Source organism: Dolichospermum sp. UHCC 0406 (assembly GCF_009712025.1).
GTDB lineage: Bacteria > Cyanobacteriota > Cyanobacteriia > Cyanobacteriales > Nostocaceae > Dolichospermum > Dolichospermum lemmermannii.
In genome coordinates, this window is the sequence record NZ_VILA01000003.1 from 18,256 (window position 1) to 34,756 (window position 16,501).

Sequence of the window (16,501 nt, forward strand, 5' to 3'; positions counted from 1 at the left end):
CTGCATGGAATTTTCAATCGCTACACTTCTTGCCAATTTTACAGATGATAAATTAGTGGCTCGTAAAGTCCTAGAAAAAAAACTGGGTTGTGAGGATGAAGAAAGTCTAGAAAAACTCCAAATTACTTTGGATGTGTTGGAAAAAATCGGGCTTTTGGTGAAGGAACGGGGGAAATATCGCCGCGTTACCGAAGAAGGCTTGATTGAGGCTAAACTCCGTTGTTCTAGTAAGGGCTTTTGCTTTGCGATTCAAGATAGCGAAGGCTCAGAGGATATTTACATCCGTGAAAGTCATTTGAGCAATGCCTGGAATGGCGATCGCGTTTTGGTAAGAGTCCTCAAGGAAGGCAGTCGCAGGCGATCGCCAGAAGGTGAGGTGAAGTTGATTATGGAGCGGTCTAATCACACCTTACTCGCCAGAATTAAGCAGGTGGAGGAAGGTTTTCGGGCTGTCCCTTTGGATGACAGATTGCTGTTTGAACTAAAACTACAACTCAACAGCATGAAGTTGGAAGAAGCAATTGATCACTTAGCTCATGTAGAAATTCTTCGCTATCCCCTCGCACAATATCCCCCATTGGGTCGAGTAGTGCAAATTTTGGGTAGTGATGCTGAAGCCGCAGCGGATATAGATTTGGTAACTTGTAAACATGATTTATCCCGAACTTTTCCTGATCCTATCCTCGATGCAGCAGCAAAGTTACCCAAGAGACTCCTGAAAGCAGACCTGAAAAATCGTCTCGATTTACGTGAGGTTTTTACCTTCACCATTAAGAGTGTCAACAGTGATGAGTCTGTGGTTGAAAATGCCTTCAGTGTGGAAAAAACTACTGATGATAATTGGCGATTATTATTTCACATTACAGATGTTTCCCACTATATCCAACCCGATGAGGCTCTAGACAGGGAAGCTCTCAAGCGGGGTAAGTCAGTGTATTTGGGAGAATTACTACTGCCAATGTTGCCAGCAGTGGTGATACAACGGTGTTCCTTAGTCCCTGGTAGCGATCGCTTGGCTCTCTCTTTTATCATCACCATTAACCCCCAATCAGGAGAAGTGGAGGAATGGGAAATTCAACCTAGTGTCATTAATGTAGATGTAGCTGTTAGTCAAGTAGAGACAGCAGCTATTCTTGCCGGTGAAAGCAGCAAAGTGGCAGTCGAAGTCCAAGAGAAATTACCAGATTTACAGACTTTGGCTACTGCTATTAAGCAGGTACGTCTACAGCGGGGCAGCTTACGGTTAAATCTCCCACCCAGCCACAACCCTTACTATGACGAAGGAGCAATGGGATCGGTGGTGGTTAATGACTTACCTGGGCGATCGCTCATTACCGAATTGGTAATATTAGTTAATCAACTCATGGCTGATCATCTCAGCGCCTTGGGAGTTCCCAGTTTATGGCGAGTTCAAGGCACACCTGATCCCGAAGATGTTCAGGAAATGCTCAAACTAGCCGTTAATTTAGGTGTGGAATTAGGACTTGATCCAGAATTAGAAATCCAACCTCTAGATTATCAACACTTGACGGGAGCTTTTGCCGATTCCCCATCGGAACAAGTTCTCACCTATTTATTACAAGACACTCTCAAGCCTTCTTTATATAGCATTACCAAAAGTTCTCACTTTGGACTAGCTTTATCCCAATATGTCCACATAACTGCCCCCTTACGTCGTTATCCAGATATCCTCTTGCAACGGGTGTATCATAACTTACTAGAGCATGGGCGCGATCGCCGGAATACCCGCGTCAAAGATCGGATAAACCTGCGCCATTCCAATTGTCACGAAGAAATCAATTGGAACGTTCTCCCCCCAGAACTCCAACAAGAACTGCAAAGCGACTTAACCAGGGTCATTGTCCAAATTAATGACCGAGAAAAAGAAGTCCAAGAAGCTGAAGCTGATTTAGCCGGACTCCAAAAAGCCTCCTTAATGAAACAACGCATTGGCGAAGTATTTCCAGGAGTAATTACTGGTGTTCAATCCTACGGCTTCTTTGTGGAAATTGAAGTCCCAGTAGAATCGCCCACAGAAGGTAATCTCGCTAATACCTTACGAATAGAAGGACTGGTTCACGTCAGTTCCCTCAAAGACGATTGGTATGAATATCGTGCCAGACAACAAGCGTTATTTGGGCGAAAAAATCGGGCTTCCTACCGATTGGGCGATAGCTGTATGGTACAAGTCAAAAGTGTTGATTACTACCGTCAACAAATTGATTTAGTGACAGTTGGTGCTGATGGTTTACCTAAGGCCATGAGCGAGAATACTGGCAATGAGGAAACAGGAGACATTTATCCACAAAATCAAAGCGATAGCTTGCGTGGCAAAGCCATATCTTTTGACAGAGAACCTTATGATCAAGAATAGTCAGTTGTCAGTTGTCCTTTGTCAGTTGTCCGTTGTTAAGTAGGTTAGCATTGAAAATCGTCGTTATGGCACTAGGCAAGAGGCAAAAGTCAAGAGGCAAGAGTGAAGAGGGTTTGGGCGATTTTACTTTTCTTTATACAGATTGGTTTTATTGTGTTCACCTACTTAGTTGCTCTTAAATATTAACCACTGACCACTGACCACTAACAACTGACCACTGACAAATGACTAATAACAACTGACCACTGACCACTGACAAATGACTAATAACACAAAACCTTTAATCTTGGGCGTAACAGGTGCATCTGGTCTAATTTACGCCGTTCGCGCTCTTAAATTTCTCTTAGCCGCAGAATATCAAATTGAACTGGTGGCATCTAAATCTACTTACACAGTTTGGCAGGCAGAACAGGAAATCCGAATGCCAGGAGAACCAGAAAAACAAGAGCAATTTTGGCGAGAACAAGCCGGAGTTCCCGAACAAGGTAAACTCCGCTGTCATCCTTGGAGTGATGTTGGTGCGGGTATTGCCAGTGGTTCTTTCCGCACGTTGGGGATGATCATTATCCCTTGTAGTATGAGTACAGTCGCAAAACTTGCTGGGGGGCTAAGTTCCGACTTACTAGAACGAGCCGCAGATGTCCAAATTAAAGAAGGACGTAAACTGGTAATTGTCCCCAGAGAAACCCCTTTTAGTTTAATTCACCTGCGGAACTTAACGACCTTAGCGGAAACTGGAGTGAGAATAGTCCCCGCTATTCCTGCTTGGTATCACAACCCACAAACCATTGAGGATTTAGTTGATTTTGTTGTAGCTCGCGCTCTGGATCAATTAGATATTGACTGTATACCAATTCAGCGATGGCAAGGTCATTTATAGGAATTAAAAATTAAAAATTAAAAATTAAAAAACTAAATTTTTAATTCTTAATTCTTAATTCTATTTTGCTCTTTTGTGGCAACAGCTATATTCATCTGTTTTTTCCTGGTGTATTCTTAGAATCCTGCTGCAATTTTGAATTTTTTATGGCTGTAATTCGCTTAATTATCTTGGTGACGGCAATGCTGGGACTAATAATAATATTAGTTCAAAATTTGTCGCCCTCACTTCCATTAATGTTTTTGGGGATGCGAACTCAAGCATTACCATTAGCATTGTGGATTTTATTAAGTATCACTGCTGGTATTTTCACATCTTTAATAATTACTAGATTGTTAAAGTTTGCGACTGATTTAAATTTACAAGCACCACAACCTCTACCCAAATCAATTCCCACTCCACCCCGTGTTAGACAAAATACTCCACCAACCGTTAATCAAGTTGATGATGAATTTGACGATTGGGACACAAATCGCAATCAAGATGATTGGGATAATGGCGAAAATTCAGAACCAGTAACAGAAACTTCCCCAAGTCAACAAAGTTATAATTCCCGCAATAGTTCCGTTTATTCCTATAGTTCCCAATCACCGAAAAACACTGCTGTGGGTAAAACTGAATCTGTTTATGATGCTGATTATCGGGTAATTATTCCTCCTTACCAAGAATCAGGCAAAACTCAAGTTACAGATGATGATGACTGGGATTTTTTTGAAGATGATGATTTTGAGGATGACAACGAAAATAAACCACAAAAACGCTAATTTAAGCTTTAATAATAATTAATAATTTTACAGGAGAAAAATACTGATGATTGATATATTAAAAGGAGTCAACCTCTATTTAATTGGCATGATGGGAGTTGGGAAAACAACGGTAGGAAAGTTATTAGCTGCAGAAATTGGTTATAGATTTGTAGATACAGATGAAGTTATAATCAAAGCCGCAGGTAAATCTATTAATGAAATATTTGCCGAAAATGGTGAAGCGGAGTTTCGGCAATTAGAGAGTGATGTTTTAGCTCAAGCTTGTGCTTATACTAAGTTGATTATATCTACGGGTGGGGGTGTTCCCATGCAGCAGCAGAATTGGAGTTATCTCCATCATGGGTTGATAATTTGGTTAGATGCACCAATAGGAATAATCTTACAGCGGTTAGCGGAAGACAATACCAGACCACTTTTACAAGATGCCGATATCGAAAGTAAATTGACATCGCTTTGGGAACAACGTCAACCAATGTACTCCCAAGCTGACTTACATATTACTATGAGCGCGACCGAAACACCAGAAGAAATTGTCACACGCATCCTCGCTACAATTCCCAGTATTCTCAAACCGCAATAATTCTTTCTACACCCATTTATAACCCACTTGAATATCAGATCCCCGACTTCTTAGAGAAGTCGGGGATCTGACTCTTGCAATGTATATCTACGGCACGCTACGCTATCACAAATCAAATACGAATTGCTATATATCTATAAAAAGGAATAGAAAGCAGTTAATTTCTTGTCAAAAGCAAGATGCAGAATTTCCACATCAAGAGTTGAATGGAATCTAGATTCTGTAATTATCCTCGACAGGGATGAAATCTATGACTATATTTTCTCTTGATGAACTCAAAAATTTAGTCCAAAATCCTGAGTATCCATGCGTTTCTCTGTATCTACCTATGGAAAAACTAGGAGGAGATACGCGACAAAATCCGATTCGGTTTAAAAATTTAATTCGAGAAGCTGAAAACCGCTTAGATGAAACAGGATTACGCCATGCTGAGACTGTAAATTTGCTCAAACCAGCGATGGAATTAGACAACACTGATTTTTGGGAAATTCAAAATCAGGGATTAGTAATTTTTATTTCCCCCAATCTATTTCGTTACTATTGTTTACCAATTTCTTTTCCCCAATTAGTGGTTGTTGGCAAGAATTTTCATATCAAACCCTTATTAAATCTGATTAATAATGATGGAAAATTCTACATTTTGGCTTTAAGTCAAAAGAATGTCAAACTTTACTCAGGCACACGCTACCAAATTAATGAAGTAGAAGTAGAAAATATGCCTCATAGTTTGGATGAAACTCTCTTAGAAGATGAATTTCAAAAAGGCGTACAGCATAGAATTGGTATCCCTAGAGGTGCGACTTCTGCGGCTCAACACCCTGGTTCTGTGCATGGACAGGGTAATCCAGATCGAGAGAAACATGAAGAAGATATTTTGCAATTTTGTTATGCTGTTGATAGTGCATTACATAAAAAATTGCGACGTGAAAAAGCACCTTTAATATTAGCAGGAGTAGAATATTTATTACCAATTTACCGACAGGCTAATACTTATCCATATTTAGCAGAAACAGGGATTACTGGCAATGCAGAAATCCTCAAAATGCAAGAATTAAATCATGCAGCTTGGGAAATTGTTAACCCTTTATTTCAACAGGAATATGAAGATCTAATGGCTGTTTATCTGCAACTATCTGGGGAAGAAAGTAACAAAATTGCCAATGATATCAAAGCAATTATTCCGGCTGCATATTATCAAAGAGTTGATACTTTGTTTGTGCCTCTAAAACAACATATATGGGGTAAATTTGATTTACCAACTGCTACAGTTGAATTACATCCAGAACCAGCACCAGATGATGAAGATATGTTAGATTTTGCGGTAATTCACACCATCTTAAATGGTGGTAAAGTTTATACTCTTGAACCAGAAGCAATGCCTAGCGGAGTGAAAGTAGCGGCTATTTGCCGATATTAATTTTTTAAGTTGCTAAGTTGTCGTCGTGCTGCTGCTAAAATTAATCTTTGTTCAGCACGAGAAATCGCTTGATAAGTCCTTTCCACCGCTTCCGGTTCTACAGAAATAGAAGTAATCCCCCATTCTATTAATTTATCAATCATTTCTGGATAAAGTACCGGGGCTTGACCACAAATAGAACAGGGAATACCTCCAGCTTGAGCCATTTTAATTAATTGAGATATTGCCCCCATTACTGCTGGATGACTTTCATCAAATATTCTCCCTAATTTTCCCTGTTCCCTATCTATTCCTAATAATAATTGAGTTAAATCATTTGTGCCAATAGAAATACCTGCCACACCAGCTTTAATATATTCAGGTAATAGAAATAAAATACTAGGAACTTCTGCCATGATCCATAATTGAAACTGGGATATTTGTGTTAACCCAAATTGCTCAACTTTTTGACGACAAAATATAAATTCTTCAACACTGCGGACAAAAGGTAATAGCAAATTAATATTTCTATAACCAGACGCTTGAACTATCGCTAAAGCTTGCAATTCCAATTCAAAAACCGCCGGATTTTGCATATAGCTGAAAACACCCCTGTCACCAAGAATAGTTCGATTTCGCTCACTATAAATTGATGACTGTGATAATAATAAATCATGGGGTAGGTAATCTAAAGAGCGATAAAAAATAGGTCTGGGTGAAAAAGCGCGAGCAAATTGCTTAATCTGCTCAGATAATAACTCTAATAATTCCGCTTTTCTTCCAGCTATTAACCATTCTTGAGGATGTTCTCCCTCCAGAATATTTAACATCATCAATTCTGAACGTAATAATCCTAACCCATCTACAGGTAAACATTTTACTTGTTCAATTAATCGTCCTTGACTCAAATTTACGAGTAACTTAGTGGCAATTATTGGTAAATTTATCGGCTGATAATTGACAATTTTTTCCTCTTTGATTAATTCTTCTATCTCCTCACTAGGAAAGTTTTCTTTATCTTCTGTGAAACGATATATTTCACCCTTATTACCATCTAATAATAACTTTTCACCTGCTTGTAAAAGAGTGGTTGCACCTGTGGCACTCACCACCGCAGGAATACCCAACTCCCTGGCTAAAATCGCCCCGTGGCTAGTTAATCCTCCTTGTTCTGTAATAATCCCCGCAACTCCTTGTAGTAAGGGCAAACAATCAGGAGTAATCATTGGGGCGATGAGAATTACACCTTGAGGAACTTGGATTGCTTTTTGTGATGAACTAAAAATATGGGCATTAGCAATAATTCTCCCTCTGGCTGCCCCAATGCCTTGAATAAATTGCACACTCTTATTTACAGATTGGGGAACAGTGACTTCTGTAATATAGAGTTTTGTGGCTAAAGATTCTTTGGCAACTGTCCATTTCATAGTTAAGGTTGCCCCTAATTCACTGACTATTTGATTACTGACAGTAATTAATTCTTGCAAAAATTCTTCTGGCAAAGCATATTCTTGTTGTTGGGATTCTTCTAAAATATAAGCTAATAAAAAATCAGTATCTAATGTTGGTTGCAGTTGTTCATCTGTAAAAGCATTACCATGATGAAGACGATACGCCAACATTTTATTACCCAATTGTCTTTCTACGACTGCGCCGGTTTTTGGTTCTATGTAATAAACATCTGGTAATACTTCACCGTTGGTAATTGCTAGTCCTAAACCCCAAGTAGCTTCAATATCCCATGCCGATGATTTAGTATTGATTACACCAGAAGCGATCGCATTGTCAACTGGTTGCACTAACACCCCTAAATTAATGCTGGGCAAACTAATCCCCGCACTATGCCAATATAGTAAACTTCTCGCTCGGAATAACTGACTCCAAAGCTGTTTTAAAGCTTCACCTATTTCCTCTTCTTCACAAGGGCAAAATACTGGTTCTAATAACCCAGATACATTTTTCATTTCTTGGTTATTTGATATTGCCAAACTGGGACGCAAAATTAAACTGCTTCTTTGCCATTGTCGCGCAGCTTGAAAAATTGTCCTCACCCAATGAGGTGGCACAGTCGCTGAGATAATTTCCTGACGTAAGCGTCCGGCTACCTGTTGCAGTTGTCGCCAATTATGTACATCTAAATGTAGAGAAGAATAGGGTAAATCAGCAATTAACGACTCTGAACTATTGAGAGTTTCTAGAAATTGCCGTAAAACATCTGCCTCTACCACAAAACCAGGAAGAACAGGATAACCCCGTTGTTTGATTTTGCTTAAATCGAACGCCTGCACGCCAACTTTAGCGAGGTCTTGTAGTTTAATTTGGTCAAGCCAATAGAGTTTATCCACTCAATTTATTAAATAATATTTATTACATACTTTTTGTTACTATATTACCAATTAGTCCGAAGAATGCCCCGATTTCATTTATTAAATTATTTACCACCGAAAAAAATTGATCAATCCTTATTATATTGCCGGTAGTGACTGGCTAAACACTGGACTTCGTTTATGTTTTGCCTTGTTTATTGGAGCTTTAATTGGCTTAGAACGACAACTAAAAAATAAACCGGCAGGTTTAAGAACCCATATGTTAGTAAGTTTGGGTTCAGCCGTATTTACTCTCATCACTATCCAAACAGGTGGTACACAACTTAGTGCTGATTCCCTTAGTCGTGTAGTTCAAGGTATTGCTGCTGGAGTGGGGTTTTTAGGCGCTGGGGAAATTTTACGTGAATCTTCCCAAACATCAAAATCACCGGAAATTCATGGTTTGACTTCTGCCGCTGCGATTTGGGTAGCTGCGGCTTTGGGAATTGCTGCTGGGTGCGGTTTATGGCAATTAGGATTAATGGGTGCTATTTTAACTGTAATTATTCTACACATTTTTAAAAGACTGGAAAAGTTTTAGTTGTTAGTAGGGGCGAAGCATTTGGAAGATAAATTATCGGTCATTGCCAAAAATAGTTCTCCAAATGCTTCGCCCGTACAGTTGTCAGTAGGGGCGAAGCATTTGGAAGATAAATTATCGGTCATTGCCAAAAATAGTTCTCCAAATGCTTCGCCCGTACAGTTGTCAGTTAATCAGAAGGAAGAAGAAGATTACCCAATTGTCAATTATCTATTTTCCCTGCATTTACATATAAAACCTGGGAAGATTTCAACCATTGAACATCAAAAGCACTCAAATGAGTGGTAGTAATTAAGGTTTGAAATCGGTCTTGAATAGCATCAAGTAATTGATTTTGGCGAGATGGATCTAATTCGGCTAAAACATCATCTAATAATAGTAATGGTGGTTCATTAATAACTTCTTCAATTAATTGTAATTCTGCTAATTTTAAAGCTAAAACTAATGTTCTTTGCTGACCTTGAGAACCATATTGACGAGCGGGAGTTTGATTAATAATTAATTCTACTTCATCGCGGTGGGGTCCAACTAAAGTTATCCCTCGATGTAATTCTGCAACGGCTCTTTGTTGTAGTTTAGCAAAAAAAGCCCCTTGTAATTCTTGAGGAGAAGTTTTTTCTAAGGGAATATTAGCAGCATAATTAATTTCCAGAATTTCAGATGCTCCACTAATACTAGCGTGCCATGCAGAAGCTATGGGGGATAATCTTTTAATAGCTCTATCTCTTCTGATGATTACCCTTGTCCCCGCAGTCACTAATTGTGCATCCCAGATAGCTAATTCTGATTGTAGAGATTTTTCTGGTGTATTTATGTAACGTTTTAAAAAAGCATTGCGTTGGCGTAAAACTTGGTGATATTGGTGCAAAATGTGAGCATAAACTGGTTCTAATTGAATCAAGAGCGTATCTAGCCAGTTGCGACGAATTTCAGGACTACCACGCACCAATTCTAAATCCAAGCTAGAAAATTCCACCGCATTGAGAACCCCCAGAAAATCCATTTGTCTGGGGACTGTAACGCCATTTATAGCCACGCTGCGACGAGAATGACGACGGAGGGTGAGAGTTAAATCACTATGGCTATGAATCCGGTCTAGGGTGGCATGAATTTGGGCTGTAGATTCACCTTCTTTAATTAAATCACGATCGCGTGCCATGCGGTGCGATCGCAATGTTGCTAATAACTCCACAGCCTCTAACAAGTTCGATTTTCCTTGAGCATTATTACCAACTAAAATTGTTTTAGCAGCGGTAAATTCAACTTTTTGGTTTTGGTAATTCCGAAATTGTTTGAGGTGTAGAGTTTTTAAGTACATAATAGCTGAAGATTCAAAATCCCCGACTTTTATAATAAGTTATTCTTGAGATGAGAAAATTATTTTCAGAAGTCGGGGATCTTTTGGGGATTTTTCGGGAGATGAGAAAATTTTTTTTAAGATCCTGTTACCAAACTTACTTGGTACTTTTTGGAATCGCTTTTCATACATATAAAGTCATTTAATGGGTCGTATGTATCAAAATTCCTGAGATTTTCCTCTTTGTTTATATCATTCTCCAAATACGCTAGGGCTAATGTGGAAGTAACATAAATATTTCCATGTTGTTTGAAAGCTTTGACTAATTCAGATTCAGGAGGATAGTCTTTTAATAAATGTTCAGCGAGATATCCTGTGACAATTATGCCTTTCAAACCCGTTTCTTTGTACCCTTCCTTAGCGATCATCAATGATATACTATCACCATCGAGATGAGATAAATTATCGTAATCTTCAAAGAATGGGCAAAAAACTTTCATCAGATTTTTGACAGGATTTTTAACTTTCCCGTAGTTGGGATCTTGCTGTTTTCTCCGTTTGGATTCACCCATGATATCTATCTCCTAATTAATTCTAGAATTGTCAACGCACCCAAAGGGTTTTCTTATCTCGTCGAAGTTGATTTTTAGATACATATTGATGAATAATTGGTAATAAATATCAGAATCAGGATAAAAAAATCCAAAGATCATGAAATTACATCCTGTTAATTTGCAAGTCCTGATTCTGACAATTTACCAATTAAACAGTTTTTTTGCCCATTAAGCGGAAGAATATTTTTTCCCCTTCAATCCAGACAAACATTAAAGCACTAAAACCGATACAAATTGCTAATTCTTCTAAACTGAGTGGATGAGTACCAAAGAAACTTTGCAGGGGTGGAACATAAATTAACATCAATTGCAAAATCGTGGTGACAATGACTGACCCCAAGACAAAAGGATTAGAAAAAGGATTCATTTCGATGGTAAGTCTATTATTAGAACGAATAGCGATCGCATGACCCATTTGCGCTAGACATAATGAAGTAAATACCATTGTCTTCCAAGTATCTTCATGTCCTTGATACCCGGCTGCATGAGAATGATGGTAAGCCCATTCCATGAGGATAATTGTAATTACAGCGAAGACAATTCCAATGCGAATCATGTAAGAACCTAAACCCCTAGCAAAAATACTTTCACGGGGGCTAAAGGGGGGACGTTCCATCACATCAGGTTCTGGTGGTTCTACAGCTAATGCTAAAGCTGGTAAACCGTCTGTTACCAAATTCATCCAGAGAATTTGCAAAGGACTCAAGGGAACGCCTCCTAATCCCAACAATGGCGCAGCCGCAATGGTGAGAACTTCCCCAATATTACTACCCAAAATGTATTTAATAAAGCGGCGAATATTGGTATAAACAACTCTACCTTCCTTCGTGGCAGCAACTATGGTGGCGAAGTTATCATCTAGGAGGATCATGTCGCTGGCTTCTTTGCTCACATCTGTACCTGTGATGCCCATGGCAATGCCTATATCAGCCTGTTTGAGGGCGGGAGCGTCATTTACCCCATCGCCTGTCATAGCTACAAATCGCCCGCGACGTTGTAAGGCTTGGACAATTCTTAATTTGTGTTCTGGGGAGACTCGCGCGTAAATACTCACTAGGTCAACCTGTTCCTCTAATTCCTGGTCACTGAGAAGTTGTAATTCCTTACCAGTGAGGACTCTATCACCTGCTTGGGCAATTCCCAAATCAATAGCGATCGCCTGAGCAGTTAATTGATGGTCGCCAGTAATCATAATCGGACGGATTCCCGCCTTGCGACATTCTTGCACAGCCGCCCTCACTTCTGGACGAGGCGCGTCTAGCATTCCCACCAACCCCAACCAAACCAAATCTACCTCAGATGTATCATGAGAACCATCTGGGGGAACTTCAGCCAAAGGTTTATAGGCAAAACCTAACACCCGCAAACCTTTACCCGCCATTTGGTCATTAGCTACCAAAATTTGGCTGCGGTGTTCGTCACTGATAGGAATCGAGTGATTACCTAAATGGATTTTTGTACACCGTTCCAAAGTTAATTCTGGTGAACCCTTGGTAAACATCAGATATTGTTCAGATTCCACAAAACCAGCAATGGCTGGGTCAATGGCGGTTAAAGAAGTATCACCAGTAGCTACAGCTTCTAATTGACAAATCACACTCATGCGCTTCCGTTCCGAAGAAAAGGGAAATTCGGAGACACGAGGTAATTTACTACTCCATTGGTCTTGTTCAATTCCGGCTTTTCCTGCCAAAGTCACTAAAGCCCCTTCTGTCGGGTCGCCTAAAATTGCCCATTCTCCTTGTTGTTGTTGCAGAACAGCATCATTACAAACCGCACAGGAAACAAGCAAAGCAGAAATTTCTGGACATTCATCTAAATTGGCTTTTTCACCATTTAACTGAAAATCGCCAATGGGAGTATAACCTTCTCCAGTGACGCGAAAGGGAGAATTATTGGTGTACACCGACTGTACCACCATTTTATTTTGAGTTAGAGTTCCGGTTTTATCAGAACAAATAGTAGTTACAGAACCAAGAGTTTCTACCGCTGGGAGTTTGCGAATTAAAGCGTGATGCTTGACCATACGCTGAGTTCCCAAAGCCAGAGTCACAGTGATTACCGCAGGTAAACCTTCAGGAACTACCGCTACCGCCATACTTAAAGAAACTTCCACCAGTTCTTGTAAATTCTTCCAACCTATTCCTTTAGTTAGATCATGAATAAGTCCACCACCAACTACTATGGCTACAAGAATTAAAGAACCAGTAACGAGAACGTTACCCAATTGGGTCATGCGTTGCTGCAAAGGCGTAGGTTCACCGTCCACAGACTGCAACATAGCGGCAATTTTGCCTAGTTCTGTTCGCATTCCGGTGTGAGTTACCAGTACCTTAGCCCGACCTTGGACAACTTCCGTACCTTGAAAAACTGAATTGAGGCGATCGCCTAATGGTGCATCTTCTGGTAATGTAAGAATGGCTTGCTTATTGACAGCTTCGGCTTCACCTGTGAGAGCCGATTCTCGCACTTGCAAATTAGACTGTTCTATTAAGCGACCATCAGCAGCTATTTGCACCCCAGCTTCCAGCAACATCACATCCCCTGGAACTAGCTCCTTCGCTGCTATATCCGCCAGTTTACCATCACGGAGGATTCGGACTGAGGGAGAAGATAGTTTTTTCAAGGCTGCTAGAGCTTTTTCAGCCCGGCTTTCTTGCACATAGCCCAAAATACCATTGAGGATAACGATAGCCATAATGGCAATTGTGTCTTTAAATGGCACTTCACCGGGTTTTAATGTCCCCCCAGTCAAAGCCACCAAATCCAAAAGGCCAGAAATGAGGGCAACGGCAATCAGCATCAATAACATGATATTGGTAAACTGATCTAGCAGAATTTGCCAAGGGCTACGACCGACCTGTTCTTCGAGTTCATTAAGTCCATATTTTTGGCGACGCTGTTCAACTTCTGGGGAGGTTAAGCCGCTATTTGCGTCACTATCCAGCATTTCTAAGGCTTTATCAACTTCTAAACCATGCCAAAGGTTGGTAGATTCAGGTAAAGAATGAGCAGACATCGTGTAAGTTACAGGAAATGGTTACAAAATTCGATCATAATTTAGTGGTGTCCGAAAATGTGGAATTGGTCAATTGTCAGTTGTTAGTAGGGGCGAAGCATTTGGAAGATAAATTATCGGTCATTGCCAAAAATAGTTCTGCAAATGCTTCGCCCGTACAGTTGTTAGTAGGGGCGAAGCATTTGGAAGATAAATTATCGGTCATTGCCAAAAATAGTTCTGCAAATGCTTCGCCCGTACAGTTGTTAGTGGGGGCGAAGCATTTGGAAGATAAATTATCGGTCATTGCCAAAAATAGTTCTGCAAATGCTTCGCCCGTACAGTTGTTAGTAGGGGCGAAGCATTTGGAAGATAAATTATCGGTCATTGCCAAAAATAGTTCTGCAAATGCTTCGCCCGTACAGTTGTTAGTGGGGGCGAAGCATTTGGAAGATAAATTATCGGTCATTGCCAAAAATAGTTCTGCAAATGCTTCGCCCGTACAGTTGTTAGTGGGGGCGAAGCATTTGGAAGATAAATTATCGGTCATTGCCAAAAATAGTTCTGCAAATGCTTCGCCCGTACAGTTGTTAGTAGGGGCGAAGCATTTGGAAGATAAATTATCGGTCATTGCCAAAAATAGTTCTGCAAATGCTTCGCCGGTACAGTTGTCAGTTGCAAAAAAATATTTCTCTTCCCTGTTCCCTGTTCCCTAATAAATAATAATTTATGACTAATATGCTTAATGATATAAGTTTTCCAGTACCCAGTTTGACGGTGAACCAGATGTTTGGGCAAAAAATAATCAGACCAGTTACTGCTGCTACCTTGTACGGTATTGCTTTTATCAAGGATAGACTTATTGCTATTGATACGGTTAAAGGTCATTTATTAGAAATTGACCCTCTTACCGATAACAGCAAAATTATCAATCCCCACCAAGTCCGCGAATTTCAAGAAGTGACTGGTTTAGCTGTGTGGGAAGATGACCTGTGGGTGACTCGTGGGAACAGTGTCTATTTATGTAAATTGGCATCTTTAGGGTTAGAGCATTTTGTAACTTTACCCTATCCCGCTGATGGTGTTGCCGTTTGGGAATCTACCGTTTATGTTAGTTGTCAAAGACTTGGCTATATTTTGATTTTTAACCGGGATACCCGCAAGGAAATCACCAGATTTTATGCCCCTGGTGTCGGTATCCAAAACTTGGCAGTTAGTAAAGAAACTTTATGGGTATGCGATCGCACGGAACAAACAGTTTACTCTATGGATAGGGCAACTGGAGAAGTGCGTTTCAGTGTTCTCACGGCTTTTGATTCTCCTACAGGTATCGCAGTTCAGGGGCAGGATGACACAGGCAAAGATCGTATTTATGTGGCATACTCCAGCGAAGAACCTTATATTCGGGATAATCCCAATGCTGACCCTTGTTTTGAATTAACCTACCGCGATCGCACATTTATTCATTCTCTACAATATCATTACCAAGAGGATAAACGCTACGCCCTCTCTAATGGCTATCTGATAGAAATGTCTTATGTTGAAGAAATTTCCCCCCTTGATGAAATTTATTTAGCCGATATAGAATGGCGCATAGCCCTACCCTCAGAAACCCAACGGCAAAAAGTCCAACAAGTTGAACCCATTGGTTTACCATTCACAGAAGAAATCATTGACGGACAAAGAGTAGCCGTATTTAAATTTGATACCCTTGCCCCCGGTGAACGTCACATATTTGGCTGGAAGGCATTAGTAGAAGTACGCGGAATTAAACATCGCATCACCCCTAAAGATGTCGAAGATGTTCCAGAACTGTCACCAGAATTAAAAACCCGCTATCTGGTAGATGATGACGACCTAGCAATGGATACCGATATTGTTATCCGTGCAGCCCGCACAGCCGTTGGTACAGAAACTAATCTGTTACGGAAAATGTACAGTATCCGCAACTACGTTTATGATCAATTGTCTTATGCCATTAAACCTCATATTGATTCACCCGATATAGCTTTAGATCGGGGTACTGGTTCATGTGGCGAATATGTAGGTGTATTACTGGCACTTTGTCGCCTGAATGGTATTCCTTGCCGCACCGTTGGTAGATATAAATGTCCAGTTTATGCCGAACATCAGGGAATTCCCCTCCAACCCGATTTTAATCATGTTTGGTTAGAGTTTTATATTCCGGGAATTGGTTGGTTGCCAATGGAATCTAATCCTGATGATCTGGAAGAAGGTGGACCATATCCTACACGATTCTTTATGGGCTTATGCTGGTATCATATCGAAATTGGTAAGGGTATCACTTTTGAAACCTTAACCAGAGATGGAATTCGCTTAACGAAAGAAGAGGTTTCCCTGGGTGACTTAGCTATTAACCATATTCGCTTCACGATTCTGAAGGAATTACCACCTTTTTAATTTTTGATTGAGGAACGAAACCCAACGTAAAATGTGTCTGATTCCGCCTGAGAATGAATTCTGATAGCCTGCGTGGCGAAGCCATGGATAATAGCGCCTGAGAATGAATTCTGATAGCCTGCGTGGCGAAGCCATGGCTAATAGCAAAAAGTCCGCTTCAGAATGAATTCTGATAGCCTGCGTGGCGAAGCCATGGCTAATAGCAAAAAGTCCGCCTCAGAATGAATTTTGATAGCCTGCGTGGCGAAGCCATGGCTAATAGCAAAA

The 16,501-nt window shown here is 40.3% G+C and carries 13 protein-coding genes; 9 read left to right on the forward strand and 4 right to left on the reverse strand.

The genetic code is table 11. From position 1 onward, the window contains the following. The first annotated feature begins 4 nt into the window (after positions 1-4). From FJR09_RS04615 to FJR09_RS04635, 5 genes are all read left to right on the forward strand, one after another. Positions 5-2,374, forward strand: a complete 2,370-nt coding sequence (locus FJR09_RS04615; protein ID WP_168653678.1) for a ribonuclease R family protein — start codon at positions 5-7, stop codon at positions 2,372-2,374. Positions 2,375-2,633: 259 nt separating this feature from the next. Then, entirely contained in the window at positions 2,634-3,254 is a 621-nt protein-coding gene (locus FJR09_RS04620) for a flavin prenyltransferase UbiX (protein ID WP_168633931.1), read from the forward strand. Between the two features lie 146 nt (positions 3,255-3,400). After that, a complete protein-coding gene (locus tag FJR09_RS04625; protein ID WP_168650469.1) occupies positions 3,401-4,018 on the forward strand; it encodes a LapA family protein in 618 nt (205 codons plus the stop codon). A gap of 46 nt (positions 4,019-4,064) precedes the next feature. Then, the gene (locus tag FJR09_RS04630) at positions 4,065-4,601 is read left to right on the forward strand and encodes a shikimate kinase (protein WP_015083157.1); all 537 of its coding nucleotides are present in this window, start codon (positions 4,065-4,067) and stop codon (positions 4,599-4,601) included. Between the two features lie 250 nt (positions 4,602-4,851). Beyond that, positions 4,852-6,018 carry a hypothetical protein gene (locus FJR09_RS04635; RefSeq protein ID WP_015083156.1) on the forward strand — a complete coding sequence of 389 codons (1,167 nt, stop codon included), beginning with the start codon at positions 4,852-4,854 and terminating at the stop codon, positions 6,016-6,018. Here FJR09_RS04635 and FJR09_RS04640 read toward each other — a convergent pair. Next, on the reverse strand, positions 6,015-8,342 hold the full coding sequence (locus tag FJR09_RS04640) for a putative PEP-binding protein (RefSeq protein ID WP_168653679.1): 2,328 nt from the start codon (positions 8,340-8,342) through the stop codon (positions 6,015-6,017). The two genes, FJR09_RS04635 and FJR09_RS04640, sit on opposite strands and share 4 nt — an antisense overlap. Before the next feature lie 106 nt (positions 8,343-8,448). Between FJR09_RS04640 and FJR09_RS04645 the strand changes: the two genes are divergently transcribed. Both FJR09_RS04645 and FJR09_RS04650 read left to right on the forward strand, forming a co-directional pair. After that, positions 8,449-8,904, forward strand: coding sequence for an MgtC/SapB family protein (locus tag FJR09_RS04645; RefSeq protein ID WP_168650474.1), 456 nt, complete (start codon positions 8,449-8,451; stop codon positions 8,902-8,904). Beyond that, positions 8,905-9,192 carry a hypothetical protein gene (locus FJR09_RS04650; RefSeq protein ID WP_085929765.1) on the forward strand — a complete coding sequence of 96 codons (288 nt, stop codon included), beginning with the start codon at positions 8,905-8,907 and terminating at the stop codon, positions 9,190-9,192. Here FJR09_RS04650 and recF read toward each other — a convergent pair. The 3 genes from recF to FJR09_RS04665 all read right to left on the reverse strand — a co-directional run bounded on the left by recF (position 9,107) and on the right by FJR09_RS04665 (position 13,834). Then, positions 9,107-10,222: a DNA replication/repair protein RecF gene (recF, locus tag FJR09_RS04655; protein ID WP_168653680.1), complete on the reverse strand. Its 1,116-nt coding sequence runs from the start codon at positions 10,220-10,222 to the stop codon at positions 9,107-9,109. The two genes, FJR09_RS04650 and recF, sit on opposite strands and share 86 nt — an antisense overlap. 116 nt (positions 10,223-10,338) lie before the next feature. After that, positions 10,339-10,773, reverse strand: coding sequence for a hypothetical protein (locus tag FJR09_RS04660; protein WP_168650476.1), 435 nt, complete (start codon positions 10,771-10,773; stop codon positions 10,339-10,341). 190 nt (positions 10,774-10,963) lie between these two features. Then, positions 10,964-13,834, reverse strand: a complete 2,871-nt coding sequence (locus FJR09_RS04665; RefSeq protein ID WP_015083151.1) for a cation-transporting P-type ATPase — start codon at positions 13,832-13,834, stop codon at positions 10,964-10,966. Positions 13,835-13,851: 17 nt separating this feature from the next. Here FJR09_RS04665 and FJR09_RS04670 point away from each other — a divergent pair, with 17 nt between their 5' ends. Beyond that, positions 13,852-14,529 carry a hypothetical protein gene (locus FJR09_RS04670; protein WP_168654024.1) on the forward strand — a complete coding sequence of 226 codons (678 nt, stop codon included), beginning with the start codon at positions 13,852-13,854 and terminating at the stop codon, positions 14,527-14,529. A 22-nt stretch (positions 14,530-14,551) separates the two neighbouring features. Further along, positions 14,552-16,234, forward strand: a complete 1,683-nt coding sequence (locus FJR09_RS04675) for a transglutaminase domain-containing protein (RefSeq protein WP_015083149.1) — start codon at positions 14,552-14,554, stop codon at positions 16,232-16,234. The last annotated feature ends 267 nt before the right edge of the window (positions 16,235-16,501 follow it).

Excerpts from the sequence above, each read along its gene's own strand:
- FJR09_RS04665 (WP_015083151.1), bottom strand. The coding sequence starts at position 13,834 with ATGTCTGCTCATTCTTTACCTGAATCTACCAACCTTTGGCATGGTTTA.
- FJR09_RS04625 (WP_168650469.1), top strand. The coding sequence starts at position 3,401 with ATGGCTGTAATTCGCTTAATTATCTTGGTGACGGCAATGCTGGGACTA.
- FJR09_RS04675 (WP_015083149.1), top strand. The coding sequence starts at position 14,552 with ATGCTTAATGATATAAGTTTTCCAGTACCCAGTTTGACGGTGAACCAG.
- recF (WP_168653680.1), bottom strand. The coding sequence starts at position 10,222 with ATGTACTTAAAAACTCTACACCTCAAACAATTTCGGAATTACCAAAAC.
- FJR09_RS04630 (WP_015083157.1), top strand. The coding sequence starts at position 4,065 with ATGATTGATATATTAAAAGGAGTCAACCTCTATTTAATTGGCATGATG.
- FJR09_RS04635 (WP_015083156.1), top strand. The coding sequence starts at position 4,852 with ATGACTATATTTTCTCTTGATGAACTCAAAAATTTAGTCCAAAATCCT.
- FJR09_RS04620 (WP_168633931.1), top strand. The coding sequence starts at position 2,634 with ATGACTAATAACACAAAACCTTTAATCTTGGGCGTAACAGGTGCATCT.
- FJR09_RS04670 (WP_168654024.1), top strand. The coding sequence starts at position 13,852 with ATGGTTACAAAATTCGATCATAATTTAGTGGTGTCCGAAAATGTGGAA.
- FJR09_RS04615 (WP_168653678.1), top strand. The coding sequence starts at position 5 with ATGGAATTTTCAATCGCTACACTTCTTGCCAATTTTACAGATGATAAA.
- FJR09_RS04660 (WP_168650476.1), bottom strand. The coding sequence starts at position 10,773 with ATGGGTGAATCCAAACGGAGAAAACAGCAAGATCCCAACTACGGGAAA.